The 22,824-nt window shown below is 73.2% G+C and carries 15 protein-coding genes; 7 read left to right on the top strand and 8 right to left on the bottom strand.

The window, feature by feature from the left end:
- Positions 1–174: 174 nt before the first annotated feature.
- Complete coding sequence (malQ, locus tag ACFVVX_RS05685; protein ID WP_387941934.1) at positions 175–2,337, top strand: 4-alpha-glucanotransferase; 2,163 nt, start codon at positions 175–177, stop codon at positions 2,335–2,337.
- Positions 2,338–2,358: 21 nt separating this feature from the next.
- Positions 2,359–2,592, top strand: a complete 234-nt coding sequence (locus ACFVVX_RS05680) for a hypothetical protein (RefSeq protein ID WP_387941739.1) — start codon at positions 2,359–2,361, stop codon at positions 2,590–2,592.
- Positions 2,593–2,737: 145 nt separating this feature from the next.
- Here the strand turns inward: ACFVVX_RS05680 and pepN are convergent, their stop codons facing one another.
- A complete protein-coding gene (pepN, locus tag ACFVVX_RS05675) occupies positions 2,738–5,329 on the bottom strand; it encodes an aminopeptidase N (RefSeq protein WP_387941737.1) in 2,592 nt (863 codons plus the stop codon).
- A gap of 147 nt (positions 5,330–5,476) precedes the next feature.
- Entirely contained in the window at positions 5,477–7,201 is a 1,725-nt protein-coding gene (locus tag ACFVVX_RS05670; RefSeq protein WP_387941735.1) for a PQQ-binding-like beta-propeller repeat protein, read from the bottom strand.
- 452 nt (positions 7,202–7,653) lie between these two features.
- Here ACFVVX_RS05670 and ACFVVX_RS05665 point away from each other — a divergent pair, with 452 nt between their 5' ends.
- From ACFVVX_RS05665 to ACFVVX_RS05655, 3 genes are all read left to right on the top strand, one after another.
- Positions 7,654–8,880, top strand: a complete 1,227-nt coding sequence (locus tag ACFVVX_RS05665) for an ROK family protein (RefSeq protein WP_387941733.1) — start codon at positions 7,654–7,656, stop codon at positions 8,878–8,880.
- A gap of 177 nt (positions 8,881–9,057) precedes the next feature.
- Complete coding sequence (gene dxs, locus ACFVVX_RS05660) at positions 9,058–10,992, top strand: 1-deoxy-D-xylulose-5-phosphate synthase (protein ID WP_387941731.1); 1,935 nt, start codon at positions 9,058–9,060, stop codon at positions 10,990–10,992.
- Between the two features lie 133 nt (positions 10,993–11,125).
- Positions 11,126–12,640 (top strand): ArnT family glycosyltransferase, encoded by a 1,515-nt coding sequence (locus ACFVVX_RS05655; protein WP_387941729.1) that lies wholly within the window; start codon positions 11,126–11,128, stop codon positions 12,638–12,640.
- A gap of 112 nt (positions 12,641–12,752) precedes the next feature.
- Here the strand turns inward: ACFVVX_RS05655 and ACFVVX_RS05650 are convergent, their stop codons facing one another.
- The 5 genes from ACFVVX_RS05650 to ACFVVX_RS05630 form a co-directional block, all read right to left on the bottom strand.
- Entirely contained in the window at positions 12,753–14,879 is a 2,127-nt protein-coding gene (locus ACFVVX_RS05650) for a 3-hydroxyacyl-CoA dehydrogenase NAD-binding domain-containing protein (protein WP_387941727.1), read from the bottom strand.
- A 2-nt stretch (positions 14,880–14,881) separates the two neighbouring features.
- The gene (locus ACFVVX_RS05645) at positions 14,882–16,099 is read right to left on the bottom strand and encodes a thiolase family protein (RefSeq protein WP_387941725.1); all 1,218 of its coding nucleotides are present in this window, start codon (positions 16,097–16,099) and stop codon (positions 14,882–14,884) included.
- Between the two features lie 311 nt (positions 16,100–16,410).
- Positions 16,411–17,655 carry a ribonuclease D gene (locus tag ACFVVX_RS05640; RefSeq protein ID WP_387941723.1) on the bottom strand — a complete coding sequence of 415 codons (1,245 nt, stop codon included), beginning with the start codon at positions 17,653–17,655 and terminating at the stop codon, positions 16,411–16,413.
- 327 nt (positions 17,656–17,982) lie between these two features.
- A complete protein-coding gene (locus ACFVVX_RS05635; protein WP_387941721.1) occupies positions 17,983–18,699 on the bottom strand; it encodes a LuxR C-terminal-related transcriptional regulator in 717 nt (238 codons plus the stop codon).
- 328 nt (positions 18,700–19,027) lie between these two features.
- Complete coding sequence (locus tag ACFVVX_RS05630; protein WP_387941719.1) at positions 19,028–19,690, bottom strand: DUF3000 domain-containing protein; 663 nt, start codon at positions 19,688–19,690, stop codon at positions 19,028–19,030.
- A 145-nt stretch (positions 19,691–19,835) separates the two neighbouring features.
- Between ACFVVX_RS05630 and hemE the strand changes: the two genes are divergently transcribed.
- Entirely contained in the window at positions 19,836–20,948 is a 1,113-nt protein-coding gene (hemE, locus tag ACFVVX_RS05625; RefSeq protein WP_387941717.1) for a uroporphyrinogen decarboxylase, read from the top strand.
- Between the two features lie 72 nt (positions 20,949–21,020).
- Here the strand turns inward: hemE and ACFVVX_RS05620 are convergent, their stop codons facing one another.
- On the bottom strand, positions 21,021–22,064 hold the full coding sequence (locus ACFVVX_RS05620) for a DUF4349 domain-containing protein (RefSeq protein ID WP_387941715.1): 1,044 nt from the start codon (positions 22,062–22,064) through the stop codon (positions 21,021–21,023).
- A 145-nt stretch (positions 22,065–22,209) separates the two neighbouring features.
- Here ACFVVX_RS05620 and ACFVVX_RS05615 point away from each other — a divergent pair, with 145 nt between their 5' ends.
- Positions 22,210–22,797 carry a Uma2 family endonuclease gene (locus ACFVVX_RS05615; RefSeq protein ID WP_387941713.1) on the top strand — a complete coding sequence of 196 codons (588 nt, stop codon included), beginning with the start codon at positions 22,210–22,212 and terminating at the stop codon, positions 22,795–22,797.
- Positions 22,798–22,824 lie beyond the last annotated feature (27 nt).

The following is a 22,824-nucleotide window of genomic DNA, read 5'->3' as shown; positions in this document are numbered from 1 at the left end:
CGAAACACTTCCGGCGCCCTTCGGCCCGCCGCCCCGGCCCCGCACCGTGTGTCGCGCCGGGTCACCGGGGTGTTACGCGGGTAGGACTGTGGCTGTCCCGTTGGGCGTTGCCGAGAGCCGCAGGAGCCGCGAGTGGCCGCTTACCTCGATCGTGACGGAGCCGACAGCCGACAGGTGCCGGCGCAGGACGCGCCGCCGCCCCCGGCGGAGCTGGTGGCACTGGCACAGGCGTACGGGGTGGAGAGCAGTTACGACCCGGGCAGTGGGCCGGTGTCGGTGGGGGCCCGGACGCTGGTGGCGGTGCTGGCCGCGCTCGGGGTCGAGGCGGGGACGCCGGAGGCGGTGCGGGAGGCGCTGGAGCGTCACCGCGGCGGGCAGCGGGCCCGGTTGCTGCCGCCGACCGTGGTCGTGCGGCGGGCGGGTCGGCGCACCGCGCTGGACGTTCCCGCGGACGCCCGCCTCGGCGTCGAACTGGAGGAGGGCGGCGTCTGGGAGCTGCCGCGCGGGCACTCGCACTGGCTGCCGGCCGACCTGCCGCTCGGGCGGCACACCCTGACGGTGGCGGCGGGCGGGCGGGAGCAGCGCGCCCACCTGGTCGTCGCCCCCGAGCGGCTGCCGCAGCCGACCGGCCGCAGCTGGGGCTTCCTGGCGCAGCTGTACTCCGTCCTGTCCGAGCGCTCCTGGGGGATGGGCGACCTGGGCGACCTGGCGGAGCTCGCCCAGTGGGCCGGGGCCGGCCTTGGCGCGGGCTTCGTCCAGATCAACCCGCTGCACGCCGGCCTGCCCGGCGCACCGTCGGACCCGTCCCCCTACCGGCCCTCCTCCCGGCGCTTCGCCGACCCGGTGCACCTGCGGATCGAGGCCGTCCCGGAGTACGGCTACCTGACGGGCGAGCAGCGCGCCGAGGCGGAGGAGCTGGGCCGGCGCGCGGCCCGGCTGCGCGACGAGGTGCTGAGCCACGACGGCCTGATCGACCGCGACGCCGTCTGGGCGCTCAAGCGCAAGGCGCTGGAGCTGCTGTACGAGGTACCGCGCGGGGCCGGCCGGGAGGCGGCCTACCGGGCGTTCCTGCACCGCGAGGGCGGGTGGCTGGAGCGCCACGCGCTCTGGAACGCGCTCGCCGAGGTGCACGGCGTCGACTGGCACGCCTGGCCCAAGGGGCTGCGCCACCCCGACAGCCCGCACGTCACGCTCGCCGCCGAGGAACTGGCGGAGCGGGTCGACCTCCACCGCTGGCTGGCCTGGCAGCTCGACGACCAGCTCGCCCGCGCCCAGCAGGCGGCGGCCGGCGCCGGCATGGCCGTCGGCCTGATCCACGACCTCGCCGTCGGCGCCCACCCGGACGGCGCCGACGCCTGGGCGCTCCAGGACGTGCTGGCCACCGGCATCTCGGTGGGCGCCCCGCCGGACGCCTTCAACGCGCACGGCCAGGACTGGGGCCTGCCGCCCTGGCGCCCGGACGCGCTGGCCGCCGCCGGCTACGCCCCGTACGCGGAGCTGCTGCGCTCCGCCGCCCGGCACGCCGGGGCGGTCCGGATCGACCACGTGATGGGCCTGTTCCGGCTCTGGTGGGTGCCGGCCGGACACCCGCCGACCGAGGGCGCGTACGTCCGCTACGACGCCGAGGCGATGCTCGGGGTGCTCGCCCTGGAGGCGCACCGGGCGGGCACCACCGTGATCGGCGAGGACCTGGGCACGGTCGAGCCGGGCGTGCGGGAGGAGCTGGCGGTGCGCGGCATCCTCGGCACCTCGGTGCTCTGGTTCGAGCGGGACTGGCAGGCCAAGGGCGAGATCCTGGCTCCGGAGCGCTGGCGGCCGGGCAGCCTGGCCACCCTGACCACCCATGACCTGCCGAGCACCGCGGCCCGGCTGTCCGGCGAGCACGTCGAGCTGCGCCACCGGCTGGGCCTGCTGGCCCGCGCGCTCGGCGAGGAGCAGTCGCAGGCCGCGGCCGAGCTGACCGACTGGCGGGCCGAGCTGACCCGGCTGGGCCTGCTGGCGCAGGACGAGCCGCTGTCCGCGCGGGCGCTGTACCGCTTCCTGGCGGCCACCCCGGCCGAGCTGGTCGGCGTCTGGCTGCCGGACCTGGTGGGGGACCCGCGCCCGCAGAACCTGCCCGGCACCTGGGACCAGTACCCGAACTGGCGCCTGCCGGTGGCCGACGCCGAAGGCCATCCGGTGACGCTGGACGCGTTGGCCGCGCTACCGGCGGCCCGGTCACTGGCCGAGGTGCTGGCCGACGTGCCGGCCGAGGCGCCGCGCGAACGGCCCGAGGGCGCCGGGCGGCACGAGGGCGGCAGGCCCGAAAGGCCGACCCCGCCGAGCGGGGCCGCGTAAGAGGCGGGTAAGTTGAACAACGTGGACAAGAGGAACGCTTTGCGAGCCGGCGCGGTCAGCGCAACGGTCACGCTGATGATGCTGCTGTCGTCGCCCGCCATGGCCCTCACCCGGGACGACGGCGACGACCCGGGTACCGGCCTGACGGTCGCCCAGACCCTCGGCCTGTACGTGCTGCTCCCGATCGCGGCCTTCGTGATCATCGGTGCTCTCGCCGCGCTGCCGTTCGGCGACGGCAAGGGCAAGAAGAAGTAACCGAGGGCCTTCCACCAAGGACCCGTACGACCCCGAGGGGGCACCGGAGCGCATCCGGTGCCCCCTCGGGCGTTCTCGTTCCGGTCGGGGCCGAGCGGCCCGCCCCGGGCGGGAGGTCCGAGGACCCCCGCCCGGGGCGGTCGGGTCAGTGCCCCAGCTCCCGCGCGCCGGCCGCCCGGTCGGCCGCCTGGGCCTTCAGGGCGCGCTCGACGCCGGCCCGCGCCTCGACGACCTGCCGGCGCAGCGCCGGAGCCGGCTCGGCCGCGGCCAGCCAGGCGTCGGTGGCGTCCAGGGTGGCCTGCTCGACCTGGAGCGCCGGGTACAGGCCGACGATGATCTGCTGCGAGATCTCGTGGCTGCGGGACTCCCAGACCCCCTTGACGGCCGCGAAGTACTTCGCGGTGTACGGCGCCAGCAGCTCGCGCTGGTCGGACTGCTGGAAGCCGGCGATCACCGCGTCCTGGACGTAGTTGGTGAGCGCGTCCGACTCCACCACGGAGGCCCAGGCGCTGGCCTTGGCCTCGGCGCTCGGCCGGGCGGCGCGGCAGGTGGCCGCGTGCTCCTGGCCGGCCGCCGTGTTGTCGCGGGCCAGCTCGGCCTCGATCGCCTTGTCGTCCGCGCGGCCGGTGGCGGCGAGGCGCACCAGCAGCGTCCAGCGCAGCTCGGTGTCCACCGCCAGGCCCGCCAGCTCGGCCGTGCCGTCCAGCAGCCCGGCGAGCAGGCCGAGCTGCCCGTCGGTGCGGGCGACGGAGGCCAGCGCGCGGGCCCAGGCCAGCTGGTGGTCGCTGCCGGGCGCGGCGGCGCGCAGCTCCCGCTCGGCGGCCTCGGCCCAGCGGGCGAGGCCCTGCTCGCGCCAGGCCGGGTCGGCGTAGGCGTCCAGGGCCAGCTTGACCTGGCGCTGCACGGACTGCACGACGCCGATGTCGGACTCCCGGCCGAGGCCGGAGAGGGCCAGCGACAGGTAGTCGCGGGCGGCCAGCTCGCCGTCGCGGGTCATGTCCCAGGCGGAGGCCCAGCACAGGGCGCGCGGCAGCGAGTCGGTGAAGCCGCCGAGGTGCTCGGTGACGACGGCCAGCGAGTCCTCGTCCAGGCGGACCTTGGCGTAGGACAGGTCGTCGTCGTTGAGCAGGATGACGGCCGGGCGGTGCCGGCCGACCAGCTGCGGGACCTCGGTGCGCGGGCCGTCGACGTCCAGCTCGATCCGGTCGGTGCGCACCAGCGCGCCGTCGGCCAGCTCGTACACGCCGATGGCGATCCGGTGCGGGCGCAGGACCGCCTCGCCCTTGGCGCCGGCGGGCAGCGCGGGGGCCTCCTGCAGGACGGCGAAGGACTCGATGTCGCCGTCGCCGTTCAGGGTGAGCGCCGGACGCAGGACGTTGATCCCGGCCGTCTCCAGCCAGGCCTTGGACCAGGACTTGAGGTCGCGTCCGCTGGTCTCCTCCAGCGCGCCGAGCAGGTCGGCGAGCCGGGTGTTGCCCCAGGCGTGGCGCTTGAAGTAGGCCTGCACGCCCTTGAAGAAGGCGTCCTGGCCGACGTACGCCACCAGCTGCTTGAGCACCGAGGCGCCCTTGGCGTAGGTGATGCCGTCGAAGTTGACCATGACGTCTTCGAGGTCGTTGATCTCGGCCATGATCGGGTGGGTGGACGGCAGCTGGTCCTGCCGGTACGCCCAGGTCTTCATCTGGTTGGCGAAGGTGGTCCAGGAGTGCGGCCACTTCGAGCCCGGCGCCTCGGCCTGGCAGACGGCCTCGGCGAAGGTCGCGAAGGACTCGTTCAGCCAGAGGTCGTTCCACCACTCCATGGTGACCAGGTCGCCGAACCACATGTGGGCCAGCTCGTGCAGGATGGTCGCGGCCCGCGACTCGTACGCGGCGTCGGTCACCTTGGACCGGAACACGTACTGGTCGCGCAGGGTGACGGCGCCCGCGTTCTCCATCGCACCGGCGTTGAACTCCGGGACGAACAGCTGGTCGTACTTGGCGAACGGGTACGGGTAGTCGAACTTCTCCTGGAAGTAGTCGAAACCCTGCTTGGTGACGGCGAAGATCGCGTCGGCGTCCAGGAACTCGCGCAGCGAGGGACGGCAGTAGACGCCCAGCGGCACCTTCTGCGAGCCGTTCTCGTAGGCGTCGAAGACGCCCACGTACGGGCCGGCCACCAGCGCGGTGATGTAGGTGGAGATCCGGCCGGTCGGCTCGAACGTCCAGACCTGGGTGTCCCCCTCGCCGACCGGGGTCGGGGTGGGGGAGTTGGAGACCACGACCCAGCCCGTGGGGGCCGTCACCGTGAAGGCGAACGCGGCCTTGAGGTCGGGCTGCTCGAAGGAGGCGAAGACGCGGCGGGCGTCCGGCACCTCGAACTGGCTGTACAGGTAGGTCTCGCCGTCGACCGGGTCGACGAACCGGTGCAGGCCCTCGCCGGTGTTGGTGTACGCGCAGTTGGCGACGACCCGCAGCTCGTTCTCGGCCCGCAGGGCCGGCAGCGCGATCCGGCTGTCGGCGAAGTTCGCGTTGTCGAGCCGCTCGCCGTTGAGCGTGATCTCCTCGACGCTCGGCGCGACGAGGTCGATGAAGCTGGCCGCACCGGGGGTGCGCGCGGTGAACCGGACCACGGTCGTGGACCGGAAGGTGCCGCCCTCGCGGGCGGTGCTCAGGTCGAGCTCGATGTCGTACGCGTCCACGTGCAGGAGCTCGGCCCGGGTGCGGGCCTCCTCACGGGTCAGGTTGGTGCCGGGCACTCGCAGGACTCCTTCGTCGGGCTGAATGTTTCGCATCCTCCCATGCCCAACGAACGGGCCCGGCGAATAATCGCGGCGGGGTGGAACCGGCCCGAGGCCCGTTCCACCCCGCCGCGACGGAGCCGGCGACCTAGCGCGCCGCGTACGTCACTTCTTCGCGTACTTGACCACCGGGGCGTCGGAGCCGGCGCCGCGCGAGAAGCCGTACAGCGAGCCGTCCGACTGCAGCACGTACTCGCTGGTGCTGTAGCTGGTGTAGGTGCCCTTGGGCACGCTGATCACCCCGAGGTCGCTGGGTGCGCCGTCGGTGGGCGAGAGCGTGACCAGCTTGGCGTCCTTGCCGTATCCCATGTCCAGCAGCGCGCGGACCTTGCCGTCCTTGTCGGTGCCGGAGACCAGCCGGATGCCCTCGCTGGTGCCGCCGGTGGACGACCAGAGCCGCTTGCCGGTGGTCAGGTCGTAGGCGTTGACGGCCGGCTTGGAGGGGTTGACCTGGACGTACAGCGTGGTGCCGCTGACCACGTTCTGGGTGAACGCGTCCGCCTGGCCGGAGAGCCGCAGGCTGTCCGCACCGGGCTCCTTGACCGACATCTTGGCCAGCGGCTTGTTGCCCTTGTCGAACGGCAGCAGGTAGTCGCCGCTGGAGCTGCCCGTCATCAGCAGCACCAGCGGCTGGTCCGAGACGACCTTGTCGACGCGCTCGATGGTGCCGTCCAGCGGGGTCGCCGTGCCGGCCGCCTTGCCGGTCTCGGCGTCCACGATCTGCAGCTGCGACTTCGGGTTGGCGCCGCTCCCGTAGCAGCGGTCGCTGACCGCGATCTGGTTGCCGGCCACCTTGCCGTAGATGCTGCAGTCCTTGTCGCGCGGCTGGAACTGCCACACCGGCGAGCCGTCGGCGACGCTCACCGCGCCGACGGCGCTGCTGCCGCCGACCGCGATGACCTTGTCGGTGATGCTCAGGGTCGGCGAGGAGATCCGCTCGGTGGACACCTTGGCCGACCAGAGCAGCTTGCCGGTGCTGATGTCGACCGCGCCGACCGTGGAGCAGTCGCTGTCACCGGTGTTGAAGGAGACCGCGGCGACGTGCTTGGAGTTGACCCCGTACGAGACGGTGCAGAACTCCTTGGCGCCGGCCGGCGGCGCGACCGACCACATCTCCTTGCCGTCGGCGGAGTTGAGGCCGCGGATGCCGGTGGTGTCGGCCCGGACGACGGTCTTCTCGGCGCCCCAGATCCCGAGGATCTGCGCGCCGCTGCTGGCGTTGGCGGGCTTGGCGGCGCTCCACGCGAGGTTGTAGGAGCCGGCCTTGCCGCCGCCCCCGCCGCCGGTGCCGCCCGTGCTTCCCGAGGCGGAGGGGTCGCCGCTGGCGCCGCCGGTGGTGCCACCGGACGTGGTGCCGCCGGTGCTCGCGACCGGGTCGTCCTTCTTGTTGTGGTCGTTGCCGGTGAACAGCACGACCAGGCCGGCGATGATGGCGATCGCCAGCACGCCGCCGATGATGCCGCCCCAGAGCATGACGGGGTTGCGCTGCTTGGGCGCCGGCGGCACCGGCGCGCCCGGGTAGCCGTACCCGGGCTGCTGCGGCTGCTGCGGGTACCCGTAGCCGGCGCCGTTGGTGGGCTGCGGCGTGGGGTAGCCGTACTGCTGACCGGCGTTGGGCGCGGCGAACGGGGGCGGGGTCGGGTCGAACGGTCCGACCGGGGCGCCGGGCGGGGGCGGCGGCGCGCTCTGCGCGGGGAAGGCGGCGGCGGTGGGCGCGTAGGCGTACTCGCTGCCGGGCGCGGGCGGCTGCACCGGCGGCTGGGCCGGCGGTGTGCCCGGCGCCGCCGGTCCACCCTGGCCCGGCACCGGGGCGCCGTCGAGCTGTGTCATCTGGTCCGCCACCGCGGCCGGGTCCACGCCGCCCGGCGTGCGCCCCAGCGAGACGCCCCGGTTGTCCTGTGGACCGGTGCCGGGCGTTTCGCCTGACCCCGGAGTAGGGTGATCCCCTGCCATGTGATGCCCCGTCATGTCTGGAAGCGTCCCCCTGCCGGTTCACGTCCGCGGCCGGTGGGACGGGTGAGAATGGGCACCATCGTACGGGTGGGCCGATTTCGGGCGGCCGCAGGAGCCCCGGACCGCGCGTGCCGTACCGCTGAGCTGCGCGCTCTCGTCCGCCGCGGAGCCGTCCGCGCCGCCCCCGCCGCCGTGGCCCGCGGTGCCGTCCGCGGTGCGGTCCGTGATCATCCGCAGGGAACGCGCCACCGGGCCGCGCAGGGCCTAGGCTTCAGGAGTTGAAGGGAGCACCCGGCGGAGGGGTTCCCTCGCCCTTGGAAGGGTGGATCATGTCGACGGACACACCGGGCTCGCAGTCCTCACTGCACCGGGCCAATCTCGAACGGGTCCTGCGGGCGGTGCGGATGGCCGGCTCGCTGACCCAGGCCGAGATCGCCCGCGGCACCGGGCTCTCGGCGGCCACCGTGTCCAACATCGTGCGGGAGCTCAAGGAGAGCGGCACCGTCGTGGTCGCCGACACCTCCTCCGGCGGCCGCCGCGCCCGCAGCGTCTCGCTCAGCGGTGACGCCGGGATCGTGGTCGGCATCGACTTCGGCCACACCCACCTCAGGGTCGCCGTCGGCAACCTGGCCCACCGGGTGCTCGCCGAGGAGAGCGAGCCGATCGACGTCGACGTCTCGGCCGCCCAGGGCTTCGACCGCGCCGAGGCGCTGGTCGACCGGCTGCTCCAGCAGGCCGGCTTCCGTCCCGACAAGGTGATCGGCGTCGGCCTCGGCGTCCCCGGCCCGATCGACGTGGAGACCGGGGCGCTCGGCTCCACCGCGATCCTGCCCGGCTGGACCGGGATCGCCCCCGGCCGGGAGCTGGCCGCCCGGCTCGGCATGCCGGTGCACGTGGACAACGACGCCAACCTCGGCGCGCTCGGCGAGCTGGTCTGGGGCGCCGGGCGCGGCCTGAGCGACCTCGCCTACATCAAGGTGGCCAGCGGCGTCGGCGCCGGCCTGGTGGTCAACGGCCAGATCTACCGCGGTCCGGGCGGCACCGCGGGTGAGATCGGGCACATCACCCTGGACGAGGCCGGGCCGGTCTGCCGCTGCGGCAACCGCGGCTGCCTGGAGACCTTCGTCGGCTCCCGCTACCTGCTCAACCTGCTCAGCACCACGCTCGGCCCGGACCTCACGCTGCCGCGGGTGGTCGAGCTGGCCCACCAGGGCGACCTCGGCTGCCGCCGGGTCATCGCCGACGCCGGCCGGCAGATCGGCACCGGCGTCGCCACCCTGTGCAACCTGCTCAACCCCCGCCGCGTCATCCTCGGCGGCGACCTCGCCGAGGCCGGTGAGCTGGTGCTCGCCCCGATCCGCGACTCCGTCGCCCGCTACGCCATCCCCAGCGCCGCCCGCCAGCTCTCGGTCGTCCCCGGCACCCTGGGCGGCCGCGCCGAGGTGCTCGGCGCGCTCGCCCTGGTGATGAGCGAGATGGGCGAGTCGGGGGCCATCGGCCGATCCGTCCAGGCGTCCGTCGCCCGACCCGAACGGGCGTCCGCCGCTCGATCGTGAGTCGCAGCCGGGGCGGGGTGACGGGCCGGTGGCACCGGGCGCCCCGCCCGGTGTCCGCCAAGCGGACATTAGACTCGACCGGTCGGCACCGACCGAGACCGTGGGAGCGCGCCGGCGACAGGGCAGCGACGCCCGTCGGACCGCGTGCGGTCCGCAACTTTGAACGAGGAGGAACGGGTGGCCCTGCTGACCCGCATTCGGGGACCGCGCGATCTCGACCGGCTCACGCCCGGACAGCTGGCCGCGCTGGCCCAGGAGATCCGGACCTTCCTGGTGACCGAGGTCTCCAAGACGGGCGGCCACCTCGGCCCCAACCTCGGCGTGGTGGAGCTGACCATCGCGCTGCACCGCGTCTTCGACTCCCCGCGCGACCGCATCCTCTTCGACACCGGCCACCAGAGCTACGTCCACAAGCTGCTCACCGGCCGCCAGGACTTCTCGCAGCTGCGCACCAAGGGCGGCCTGTCCGGCTACCCGTCGCGCGCCGAGTCCGAGCACGACGTGATCGAGAACTCGCACGCCTCCACCGTGCTCTCCTACGCGGACGGCCTGGCCAAGGCCAACCAGCTCCAGGGCCACCACGACCGCCCGGTCGTCGCCGTGATCGGCGACGGCGCGCTCACCGGCGGCATGGCCTGGGAGGCGCTCAACAACATCGCCGACGCCCAGGCCAAGGACCGCCCGCTCGTCATCGTCGTCAACGACAACGAGCGCTCGTACTCGCCGACCATCGGCGGGATGGCCAACCACCTCGCCACGCTGCGCACCACCCAGGGCTACGAGCGCTTCCTCTCCTGGGGCAAGGACGCCCTGCAGCGCACCCCCGTGGTCGGCCAGCAGCTCTTCGAGACGCTGCACGGCGCCAAGAAGGGCCTGAAGGACTTCATCGCCCCGCAGGGCATGTTCGAGGACCTCGGCCTCAAGTACATCGGCCCGATCGACGGCCACGACCTCACCGCCCTGGAGTCCGCGCTGACCAAGGCGCGCGGCTTCGGCGGCCCGGTGATCGTGCACTGCCTCACCGAGAAGGGCCGCGGCTACCACGCCGCCGAGAACAACGACGAGGACCGCTTCCACGCGGTCGGCGTGATCCACCCGGAGACCGGCCTGCCGATCAAGAGCGCCGGCAAGGACTGGACCTCGGTGTTCGGCGAGGAGATGGTCGCGCTCGGCCACGAGCGCGAGGACATCGTCGGCATCACCGCCGCGATGCTCCACCCGGTCGGCCTGGCCCCGTTCGCCAAGGCCTTCCCGGAGCGGACCTTCGACGTCGGCATCGCCGAGCAGCACGCCGTGACCAGCGCCGCCGGCCTGGCCACCAACGGCCTGCACCCGGTCTTCGCGGTCTACGCGACCTTCCTCAACCGGGCCTTCGACCAGGTCCTGATGGACGTCGCCCTGCACAAGCTGGGCGTCACCTTCGTCCTGGACCGGGCCGGTGTCACCGGCACCGACGGCGCCTCGCACAACGGCATGTGGGACATGTCGATCCTGCAGGTCGTCCCGACCCTGCGGCTGGCCGCCCCGCGCGACGCCGACCAGCTCCGCGCCCAGCTGCGCGAGGCGGTCGAGGTCACCGACGCCCCGACCGTGGTCCGCTACTCCAAGGGCACGGTCGGCCCGGCCGTCCCCGCGGTCGGCCGGATCGGCGGCATGGACGTGCTGCGCGCCAACGAGGAGGCCGGCCCGGAGAGCGCCGAGGGCCGCCGCGCCGACGTGCTGATCGTCGCGGTCGGCGCGCTGGCCACCACCGGCCTGGAGGTCGCCGACCTGCTGGCCGCCCAGGGCATCACCGCCACCGTGGTGGACCCGCGCTGGGTCAAGCCGGTGGACCAGGCCCTGCCCGGCCTGGCGGCCGAGCACCGGGCGGTCGTCACCATCGAGGACAACGGCCGGGTCGGCGGCGTCGGCGCCGCGATCGCCCAGGCGCTGCGCGACGCCGACGTGGACGTCCCGCTGCGCGACTTCGGCATCCCGCAGGAGTTCCTGGACCACGCCTCGCGGGCCGAGATCCTCGCCGAGATCGGCCTCAACGCCCCGGACATCGCCCGACAGGTCACCGCCCTGGTCTCCCGCCTCGCCCGGCTGGACGTCGCGGCCGTCGACGCCTGAGCCGGCCGCACGGCGGCCGACTGCGGCCGTCTGCGCCGGCTTCGCAACAGTTCGCAGGAGAACAGGCTGATAATCGCACCGAAAGGCGGGACCGGCGCTGCCCGCGTCGATCCCGCCCGGTAGGTTGTCACTCGTGCCGACCCCCACCCGTCCCCGCCTCGCCGGGCTAGCCGAGCGCCTGCCCGCCAGTGTCCGCCAGGGTTACTGGACGAGGCTGGTGCCGGTGCTGGCCCTGGTCGCGCTCGTCACCCACATCCCCTCCTTCGTCCGACCGGTCTGGAGCCCCGACGAGGGCTTCCTGGCCACCCAGGCCCGGATGCTGGCCAACGGCGGTGTGCTCTACGACACCGTGGTGGACCGCAAGCCGCCGCTGCTGCCCTGGCTCTACCAGGCCTGCTTCGCGCTCTTCGGCTCCACCTCGCTCTGGCCGCTGCGCACCCTGGCGGTGGTCGCCCACCTGGTCACCGCGATCCTGCTGGCCTCGATCGCCCGCGGCCGCTGGGGCAACCGGGCCGGCGCCGGCGCCGGGCTGCTGTACCTGCTGGTCTCCATCGGGCTCTCCCCGGAGGACACCCAGGCGGCCACCTTCGAGGTCTTCATGCTGCCCGCCATGGTGGCCGCCTTCCGGTACGCCGAGCGGCGCCGCTGGCTGGCCGCGGGCATCGCGGTGGCGCTCTGCTCGCTGACCAAGCAGACCGGCGGCGCGGTCCTGCTGCCGGTGCTCTGGATGCTCTACCAGGACGCCCGCCGGCGCGGGGTGCGCTGGCCGCCCGCCCTGTTCAAGATCGGCTTCGGGTTCACGCTGCCGATAGCGCTGGTCGCGGTGATCCTCACCAAACCCAAGGGCTTCCTGTTCTGGGTGGTCACCGGCAGCGGCGACTACGCCACCTTCGGCGGCGCCTGGCTGCAGATGACCGGCCGGGCGCTCGGCAACACGGCCATCCTGATCGGGGCCGGGCTGGGCTTCCTGCTGCCGGTCGGCCGCCGGCTCTGGCTGAAGTACCGCCACCGCCCGCTGCCCGTCGCGGGGGAGGAGCACGGCTCCACCGCCGACCTCTGGGTCTGGCTGCTGTCCTCGGTCGTCGCGGTCAGCGTGGGCTTCCACTTCTTCGGCCACTACTACCTGCAGCTGATGCCCCCGCTGGTCCTGCTGGGCACCGGCGCGGTCGCCACCTCGGCGATCCGCTGGAAGCCGGTGCTGGTGTACACCGCGGTGGCCGCCACGACCTTCTGGGGCCTGGCGCTGGCCTGGCCGGGGGAGCGGCTCAGCCGGACCACCGAGGTGGCCACCGCGGTGGCCGCGCAGACCACGCCCAAGGACACCGTGCTGGTCTGGGGCATGCACCCCGAGCTGTACTGGCTGGCCGACCGCAAGCCGGCCACCCGCTACCTGACGGCCGGCTTCCTGACCAACTACAGCGGCGGCAAGGACGGCAGCCAGAACGTCGGCGAGCAGTTCAGCGTCAGCAACGCCTGGCAGACCTTCGACCAGGAGATCGCCAAGAGCCTGCCCGAGGTCGTGGTGGACGACTCCGGCCTCGCGCCCTACCAGCCCAACCTGGTGCCGAGGATCGAGAACCTGCTGGAGACCCACTACGAGATGGTCGGCGTCTTCGCCGACACCGTGGTGTACCGCCTCAAGCGCTGAGGCCGCACCGCGCTCCGGCCCCGCGCGGCCGCCCGTGGGCCCCGCACGGGGCGTACGGGCCCATGGAAGAGCCCCGGTGACCTGTCAGGTCACCGGGGCTCTCACGTCGCTGCTAGGCGGGCACCGAGGCCACACCCGGGGCGAGGAACCGCTTGCCGGTCACCCGCTCCGAGACGCCCTCACGGTCCAGGTACGGGGTGATCCCGCCCAGGTGGAAGGGCCAGCCGGCACCGGTGATCATGCAGAGGTCGATGTCCTGGGCCTCGCCCACGACACCCTCCTCCAGCATCAGGCCGATCTCCTGCGCCACGGCGTCCAGGGAGCGGGCCAGGACCTGCTCCTCGGTCAGCACGGTGTCGCCGAAGGAGAGCAGCTCCAGCACCTCGGGGTCGAGCACCTGCTTGCCGTCGACCCAGGTGTAGAAGCCGCGCTTGCCGGCCTTGACCACCTTGCCGAGGTTCTCGGAGACGGTGAACCGCTCCGGGAACGCGCCGTGCAGGGTCTCCGAGACGTGCAGGGCGATGGCCGGGCCGACCAGCTCCAGCAGCACGATCGGGGACATCGGCAGGCCGAGCGGCTCGACGCCCTTCTCGACGGTGGCGATCGGGGTGCCCTCGTCGATGATGTTCTGGATCTCGCCCATGAAGCGGGTCAGGATCCGGTTCACCACGAACGCCGGGGCGTCCTTGACCAGCACCGCGGTCTTCTTCAGCTTCTTCGAGACGCCGAAGGCCGTCGCCAGCGAGGCGTCGTCGGTCTGCTCGCCGCGCACGATCTCCAGCAGCGGGAGGATCGCGACCGGGTTGAAGAAGTGGAAGCCGACGACCCGCTCGGGGTGCTTCAGCTTCGAGGCCATCTCGCTGACCGAGAGGGACGAGGTGTTGGTCGCCAGCACACAGGTCGGCGAGACCACGTCCTCCAGGTCCGCGAAGACGGTCTGCTTGACGCCCATCTCCTCGAACACGGCCTCGATCACGAAGTCCGCGTCGGCGAAGCCGGCGGCCTTGTCGAGCGAGCCGGTGACCAGGCCCTTGAGGCGGTTGGACTTGTCCTTGCCGATCCGGCCCTTGTCGAGCAGCTTGTCGATCTCGGCGTGGACGTAGCCGACGCCCTTGTCGATGCGCTCCTGGTCGATGTCGGTGAGGACCACCGGCACCTCCAGACGGCGGGCGAACAGCAGCGCCAGCTGCGAGGCCATCAGACCGGCGCCGACGACGCCGACCTTGGTGACCGGGCGGGCCAGCGACTTGTCCGGCGCGCCGAACGGGCGCTTGGCCCGGCGCTGCACCAGGTTGAAGGCGTAGATGCCGCTGCGCAGCTCGCCGCTCATGATGAGGTCGGCCAGGGCCGCGTCCTCGGCGTCGAAGCCGGCCTGCAGGTCGGCGTCCTTGACCAGCTGGATGATGTCCAGTGCCTTGTACGCGGCGGGAGCCGCGCCGTGCACCTTGGCGTCGGCGACCAGGCGGCCCCAGGCGACGGCGTCGTCCCAGGCCTTGCCGCGGTCGATCGCCTCGCGCTCGACCACGACGTCGCCGGTGAGGACCTTGGCCGCCCAGAGCAGCGACTGCTCCAGGAAGTCGGCCGGCTCGAAGATCGCGTCCGCGATGCCGAGCTCGAAGACGTCCTTGCCCCTGAGCTGCTTGTTCTGGCTCATCGAGTTCTCGATGATGACCTTGACGGCCTTCGCCGGACCGATCAGGTTCGGCAGGATGGTGCAGCCGCCCCAGCCGGGGACGAGGCCCAGGAAGACCTCGGGCAGCGAGAACGCCGGGACGCCCGTGCTGACGGTGCGGTAGGTGGCGTGCAGGCCGACCTCGACGCCGCCGCCCATCGCCGCGCCGTTGTAGAACGCGAAGGAGGGGACGGGCAGCGCGGCGATCCGCTTGAAGACCTCGTGGCCGCCCTTGCCGATGGCCAGCGCGTCGGCGTGCGCCTTGAGGATCTCGACGCCCTTGAGGTCGGCGCCGACCGCGAAGATGAACGGCTTGCCGGTGATCGCGACACCGACGATCGAACCCTCGGCGGCCTCGGCCTCGACCTGGTCCAGCGCGGCGGACAGCTTCAGCAGCGAGCCCGGGCCGAAGGTGGTCGGCTTGGTGTGGTCGAAGCCGTTGTCCAGGGTGATCAGCGCCAGCCGACCGGCCTGCAGCGGCAGGTCCAGGTGGCGGACGTGCGCGGTGGTCACGACCTCGCCGGGGAACAGCTCGGCGCCGTGCTTCAGCAGCTCAGTGGTGCTCATGGTCACTTACCACCCTCGAAGTGCGGGTTCTCCCAGATGATGGTGCCGCCCATGCCGAAGCCGATGCACATCGTGGTGAGGCCGTAGCGGACGTCCGGGCGCTGCTCGAAGCGGCGGGCCAGCTGGTTCATCAGGCGCACGCCGGAGGAGGCCAGCGGGTGGCCGAAGGCGATCGCGCCGCCGAACGGGTTGACCCGCTCGTCGTCGTCCGCGATGCCGTAGTGGTCCAGGAAGGCCAGGACCTGCACGGCGAAGGCCTCGTTGACCTCGAAGGCCTGGATGTCGTCGATGGTCAGACCGGCCTTGGCCAGCGCCTTCTCGGTGGCCGGCACCGGACCGATGCCCATCACCTCGGGCTCGACGCCCGCGAAGGCGTACGAGACCATGCGCATCTTGACCGGCAGGCCGAGCTCCTCGGCGACGTCCTCGGCGGCCAGCAGCGAGGCGGTCGCGCCGTCGTTCAGGCCGGCCGAGTTGCCCGCGGTGATGTTGCCGTGCGGGCGGAACGGGGTCTTGAGACCCGCCAGGCTCTCCATCGTGGTGCCCGGGCGCAGCGGCTCGTCCACGGTGGCCAGGCCCCAGCCGGTCTCGCCGACCTCGGGGTTGGTGTTGCGGATCGAGACCGGCACCAGGTCGGGCTGGATGTCGCCGTTGGCGTACGCCTTGGCGGCCTTCTCCTGGGAGCGGACGGCGTAGGCGTCGCAGCGCTCCTTGGTGATGTGCGGGAACCGGTCGTGCAGGTTCTCCGCGGTCATCCCCATGAACAGGGCGGACTCGTCGACGAGCTTCTCGGACACGAAGCGCGGGTTCGGGTCGACGCCCTCGCCCATCGGGTGGCGGCCCATGTGCTCGACGCCGCCGGCCACGACGATGTCGTAGGCGCCGAAGGCGATGCCGCCGGCGGTCGCGGTGACGGCGGTCAGCGCGCCGGCACACATGCGGTCGATCGAGTAGCCCGGGACGGACTTCGGCAGGCCGGCCAGCAGCGCGGCGGTGCGGCCGATGGTCAGGCCCTGGTCGCCGATCTGCGTGGTGGCCGCGACGGCGACCTCGTCGATCCGCTCCACGGGCAGGTTCGGGTTACGGCGCACGAGCTCCCGGATGCACTTGACGACCAGGTCGTCGGCGCGCGTCTCGTGGTAGATGCCCTTCGGGCCGGCCTTGCCGAACGGGGTGCGGACGCCATCGACGAAGACGACGTCCCTCGCGGTACGAGGCACGGGGGCTCTCCTCCCAGGGACCAACAGGTTGAGGTGGGCAGGCTGCCGCCGTCTCCTCCGTGCCGGAGGACGTCAGCGGCGCCGCTTCACCGCCATGCTACCGGTCGGTAACCAACCTGCCCAGGCCCGAAGGGCTCATCTCCCCGTGTGTCCCGCGACACGTCCGTCCGGTCGTGCCCCGCCGGCCCCGCCCGCGCCCGTCCCCGCCGGGTCCTGCCAGGTCCCGCCGGTCCGTGCCGGGTCCGGATCCGGGCCCGGGTACGACGAAGGGGATGCCGTCCCGGGACGGCATCCCCTCGTGGTGTCGGGACTCAGTCGGTCTGCTCCGCCGCCTTGGTGAAGGCGGCGGCCATCACCGGTGCCACCAGGTCGACCTGCCACTGCCGGGCGCCGAGCCGGCGCAGCGCGGCCGCCACGTTGGCGGCGCTCGCGTCGGCCGGCGGCTCCCAGGAGACGCGGCGGACCAGGTCCGGGGTGATCAGGTTCTCGGCCGGCAGGTTGTGCGTCTCGGCCAGCTCGCTGACGGCGGCCCGTGCCCCGGACAGCCGGGCGGCGGCCACCGGGTCCTTCTCGGCCCAGGCGCGCGGCGGCGGCGGACCGTCGTGCGGCGCGGAGGCGGGCGGCAGCTGGTTCTCCGGGATCTCCCGGGCCTGCTGCACGGCGGCCAGCCACTGGTCGAGCTGGCGGCGGTGGACGCGCGGCCCGAAGCCCTGGACGGACTGCAGCCCGGCGATGTTCAGCGGCATGGCCAGCGCGGCGTTGACGATCGCGGCGTCGGAGAGCACCCGGCCCGGCGAGACGTCGCGCTCCTGCGCCATCCGGTCCCGGGCCAGCCACAGCTCGCGGACCACGGCCAGCTGGCGGCGCCGGCGGACCTTGTGCAGCTGGGAGGTGCGGCGCCACGGGTCGGTCCGGGGGGCGGGCCGGGGAGCGCTCGCGATCGCGGCGAACTCCTCCAGCGCCCAGTCGAGTTTGCCCTGGGCGTCCAGCTCCTGTTCGAGTGCGTCCCGCAGCTCGACCAGCACCTCGACGTCCAGAGCGGCGTAGCGCAGCCACGGCTCGGGCAGCGGGCGGGTGGACCAGTCGACCGCCGAGTGCTCCTTGGCCAGGCTCAGCCCGAGCACGTTCTCGGTCATCGGTCCGAGTCCGACGCGGGCGAAGCCGGCGATCCGGCCGGCCAGCTCGGTGTCGAACAGCCGCTGCGGCCGCATCCCCACCTCGGCGAGGCAGGGCAGGTCCTGGGTGGCTGCGTGCACGACCCACTCGGTGTCCGCCAGGGCGTCACCCAGACGGCTGAGGTCGGGGCAGGCGATCGGGTCGATCAGCGCGGTACCGGCGCCCGCGCGGCGCAGCTGGATGAGGTACGCGCGCTGCCCGTAGCGGTAGCCGGAGGCCCGCTCGGCATCGACGGCGACCGGTCCGGTGCCCGCGGCGAAGGCGGCGACGGTGGCGGCCAGCGCCCGCTCGTCCGCCACGACTGGCGGGATCCCCTCCTTCGGTTCGAGGAGCGGGACCGGGGCTGCTTCTTCTGGGATGGCTGCTACGGCGTCGGTCACCCCCCAAGGGTACGACGGACCTTGCAACCGGGAGTGTTGTCGGACTGGTCAGACCGGGTCCGTGACTATGCCACCGGCCCGCCGCGACCGTGGAGCCCCCTGCCGAGGCCCGGACACCGACCGGCCCGGACCCGCCCGCCGCCCCGGAGCCCGGCCCCCGAACGCCCGCCCCGAGCCCGGAGCCCAGCCCCCGAACGCCCGCCCCGGGTCTGAACGCCCGCCCCGGCAGGACCCGCCCCGCCCCACCCCGGAGGCGAGCGGCGCGAAAACACAGCGGCCTTGGAGGAAACGTTCCTCCAAGGCCGCCGCAGCGGTCCCGCCGGGGGATCAGTGGATGATGCCGGTCCGCAGCGCCACCGCGACCATCCCGGCGCGGTCGCCGGTGCCCAGCTTGCGGGCGATCCGGGCGAGGTGGCTCTTCACGGTGAGCGCGGACAGGCCCATCGCGACGCCGATCGCCTTGTTGGACTGGCCCTCGGCCACCAGTCGCAGGACCTCCACCTCGCGGCCGGAGAGCTCGCGGTAGGCGGCCTGCTGCGCGCCCGGCGCACCGGGGGCCCCGGGGGCGCCCGGGGCACCGGCCGCACCCGGCACACCCGGCATGCCGGGGCGCCGCATCCGGCCGGCCAGGCCGGCCGCGCCGAGCGGGAGGCCCGGTCGGCCAGGCATGGCCACGTTGGTACGGGTCCCGGTGACCACGTACCCCTTGACGCCGCCGGCCAGCGCGCTGCGGACCGCGCCGATGTCGTCGGCGGCCGAGAGGGCCAAGCCGTTGGGCCAGCCCGCGGCGCGGGTCTCGGCCAGGATGGTCAGCCCGGAACCGTCCGGGAGATGGACGTCGGCGACGCAGATGTCGCGCGGGGTGGACACCCGGGGGCGGGCCTCGGCGATCGAGGACACCTCGATGACGTCCCGGACGCCGAGCGCCCAGAGGTGCCGGGTGACGGTGTTTCGGACGCGGGGATCTGCGATGACCACCATGGCGGTGGGCTTGGTCGGCCGGTAGGCGACCACGTTTGCGGGGTGCTCAAGAAGGACCGACACCAGGCCTCCTGCGGGGAGTGGCGGACGGAACCCCGATGGGGCGGTCGGAGTGTTCCGCGTTCGGAAAGGGTCACAGTCTGCTTCGGCAGGTACCGTGCCCGGCTTTAGCGAAAGATCACGATCTAGTGAGTAACAATACGGACAAATCGCGCATGTGACTGATGCGACATGCCCCGTATTCGTACAAAATCGATCAGATCGCGGGCAGTTCGATCGGTTTCCGCCGGTTAATTGACACAGGGGAAGGTCGAAGCCACACTCCGTCAGCCCCCGGGCGTCCGTCAGCCCTGGGGGTGGCTCCGGACCGGCCCGGAGCGGTTGCCACTCGTCAGTGCGAGCGCGGGCGCCGGCGGGCGGGCATCGGGACCACCCCGCCGAGTGACGGCACGTCGGCCGGCGGCTGCGGCGCCGGGGCCGCCGGCGGCAGGCCGGCGCTGAGGCAGAGCAGGTCGCCCCAGGCGGCCAGGTGCCGCTCGAACCGGCCGTCGGCGGGCGTCCAGGACGCCCGGATCTCGATCTCGGTGGACGACGCGCGGTCCGCCAGCCCGCCGAAGTACTGCGAGGCGCACCTGGTCACCGTGCCGCTGGGCTCGCCGTAGCCGGCGCCGTGCGCCTGCAGGGCGTCCAGCAGCCAGGCCCAGCCGACCTCGGACAGCATCGGGTCGCCGGCCATCTCCGGTTCCAGCTCGGCCCGGGTCATCGTCACCACGCGGAAGTCCCCGTTCCAGGCCTCCTGCCCGGCGGGGTCGTGCAGCAGCACCAGCCGGCCGTCGGCCAGCTCCTCGCCGTCCACTTCCACCGCGGCGGTCAGCGCGAACGAGTACGGGGCGAGCCGGCGCGGGGCCGGGGCGGGGGAGAGCTCGACCTCGGGGCGCAGCCGCGCCCCGGTCAGCGCCTCGACGGCGGCCCGGAACTCGCTCGGCGCCGCCTCCCGACCCGTTCCGCCACCTGTTCCGCCACCCTGTGCGGGGTGCCCGCCGACCGCTGCCATGCCCCGAAGACTAGGTCGAGAACCCGGGTATTCGCCGCAACTTCTCCTTGCGCGGCGTGCCGGGAGGGCAATCCGGCCAGATCTTGGAGGAACCGACGAGCCCGGGCGGGAAGCGCGGTCCGGGGCGCGTGCGAAGATTTGAACCGTGAGTGAGACAACGGCAGACACCGCGGCGGACACCCAGGCCGCCCCCACCGGCCAGCAGCCCTCCGCGCGCCGCGGCGCCGCGCACGACTCCGCGTTCCTGCGCGCCTGCCGGAACGAGCCGGTGCCGCACACCCCGGTGTGGTTCATGCGCCAGGCCGGCCGCTCGCTGCCCGAGTACCTGAAGGTCCGCGAGGGCATCCCCATGCTGGAGTCCTGCATGCGGCCCGAGCTGGTCAAGGAGATCACCCTCCAGCCGGTGCGCCGGCACAAGGTGGACGCGGCGATCTTCTTCAGCGACATCGTGGTGCCGCTCAAGGCCATCGGCATCGACGTCGACATCAAGCCCGGCATCGGCCCGGTGATCGCCGACCCGATCCGCACCGTCGAGGACCTCCGGCGGCTGCGGCCGCTCGAGCCCGACGACGTCCCGTACATCACCGAGGCGGTCGGCCTGCTCGTCGACGAGCTCGGCTCCACCCCGCTGATCGGGTTCGCCGGCGCCCCGTACACGCTCGCCAGCTACCTGGTCGAGGGCGGTCCGTCGAAGAACCACGAGAACACCAAGGCCATGATGTACGGCCAGCCCGAGCTGTGGGCGGCCCTGGTGGACCGGCTCGCCGACATCACCTCCGCCTTCCTCAAGGTGCAGATCGAGGCCGGCGCCTCCGCCGTCCAGCTCTTCGACTCCTGGGTCGGCTCGCTCGCCCCCGACGACTACCGCCGCTCGGTGATGCCCGCGAGCACCAAGGTCTTCGACGCGGTCGCCGGCTACGGCGTGCCGCGGATCCACTTCGGCGTCGGTACCGGCGAGCTGCTCGGTCTGATGGGCCAGGCCGGTGCGGACGTCGTCGGCGTCGACTGGCGGGTGCCGCTGAACGTCGCCGCCGAGCGGGTCGGCCCCGGCAAGGGCCTGCAGGGCAACCTCGACCCGGCCGTCCTCTACGCGCCCACCAGGGCCGTCGAGACCAAGGCCCGCGAGGTGCTGCACGCCGCGCAGGCGCTCGGCAGCAGCGGCCACATCTTCAACCTCGGCCACGGCGTGATGCCCAGCATGGACCCGGACGCGCTCAGCCGGCTGGTCGCGTTCGTGCACGAGGCCAGCGCGCGCTGAGCCGACGCCGGACCGGCAGCGACCGCCGGACCGGGTGGCGGGCCCCCTCGGCGGGGGCCCGCCACCTGTGCGTCAGGCGTCCTGGTCGTCCCCCGGCGGGTGGGGCGGCTGCGGGGGAACGGTCGGCTCGGCACCGGCACCCGCACTGCCACCGGCACCCGTATCGGTACCGGTGCTCGCCCGGCGCCGGCGCAGGAGCCAGAGGACGAGCGCCAGGGGGCCGAGCACCAGCAGGAACGGCGCCACCGCCGCCACCGCCATCGCGAGTCCGCGCACGATCGTGACCAGCACGTTCCAGCCGCCGCCGAGCGCCGAGCCGACCGAGGCCCAGAAGCCCTTCTCCTTCTTCTTCTCCGGCTCGTCGACCGGGACGGGCTTCGCCTCGCGCCGCACGTCGAGCGTGATGGTGGAGAGCGAGGTCCGGGCGGACAGCTCCTTCAGCTGCTTCTGCATCGACTCCAGGTCCGCCTCGCGGCGGCTCAGCTCGCTCTCCAGGCTGGTGATCTCGCTCAGCGTCTTGGTCTGGGCCATCAGCGCCCGGACCCGCTCCACGCTCGCCTGCTGCGTCTGCACCCGGCTCGCCACGTCCGCGACCTGCTGGGTCAGGTCGTCCGCCTGGCTCTTGCGGGTGAGCACCTCGCCGAGGCCGGCGAGCTGGTCCAGGGTCTGCTGGAACGACGCCGACGGGACCTTCACGGTGATCTGGCCACCGGCCCCGGCGGAGTCGTTCGCCCCGCCGTTGACCGTCTCGCCGCCGACGTAGCCGCCCGTCGCCGCCGTCAGCGCGCGGGCCTGCTCCAGTACCTTGGCGACGTCCTTCGCGCGCAGCGTCAACTGCGCGGTGTACGCGATCAGCCGGGTGTCGGGTACCGACACGGCGGCGGACGGGGGCGCACCGGTGGCGGCCCTCCCGTCGCCGGCCGCCGGCGGCGCGGCCGACGGCTGCGCGGCGCCGGCCCCGCCCACCGCGGGAGCACCGGCGGCCGGGGCGGCCGCGTCCTGCTTCGCCGCCATGCCGTCCGACCCGCGCTCGGCGGCGCTGCACCCCCCGACCAGGACCACCGCCGCGACGACCCCGGCCGTCAGCACCCCCGGTCTGCGTCGTCCTCTCGTCACGATCGAGCCCTCCCCAAATCCCTTGTCCGGCGCCCGGATTCGGACGCTCAGACCATGAGACGCGGGCGCGCCCCGATCGGACCCCGGTGGGAGATCGCAACTCGATCACGGGTGGGTGGCGGTCCGGAGTCGCTACCGTAGGGCCATGAGCGAGTTGCCGGACCGGAGGTATCCGCCCCGCATCGAGGGCTGGTTCGCCGAGGATCTCGATCGGCTGACGCAAGCCCCCCGGCACACCGAGCTGATCGACGGCGCGCTGGTCTTCATGACATCCCCGCAGCGCTCCTGGCACGGCCGGGTCGTGACGGCACTGACGGTCGCGCTGGAGGACCAGGCGCCCGACGACACGGTGGTCGACCGGGAGATGACCATCAGACTGGACCGGCGAAACCGCCCGGAACCGGACGTGGTGGCCGCGATGACCTCCTACGATCCGGACCGTACGTGGTACGACGCGGCCGATGTGACGCTCGTCGTCGAGGTCGTCTCCCCCGAATCGGTCGATCGCGACCGGGGTCTCAAACTGCGCAAGTACGCCGCGGCCGGCATCCCGCACTACTGGCTCGTCGAGGAGGAGGACGGCCGGCCGGTCGTCCATGTCTACGAGCTCGACATCGCCACCTCCGCCTACGCGCCGGCCGGGATCTTCCGGAACCGGCTGTCGCGGCCGGTGCCGTTCCCGGTCGACGTCGATCTCGACGCGCTCGTTCCCGTCCGGAAGCGGGCGGATTGAGGCATTGATGTAAGGACCTGCGAGACT

This window comes from Kitasatospora sp. NPDC058170 (assembly GCF_042883905.1).
Lineage (GTDB): Bacteria > Actinomycetota > Actinomycetes > Streptomycetales > Streptomycetaceae > Kitasatospora.
This window is presented reverse-complemented; position numbering and strand designations above follow the sequence as displayed.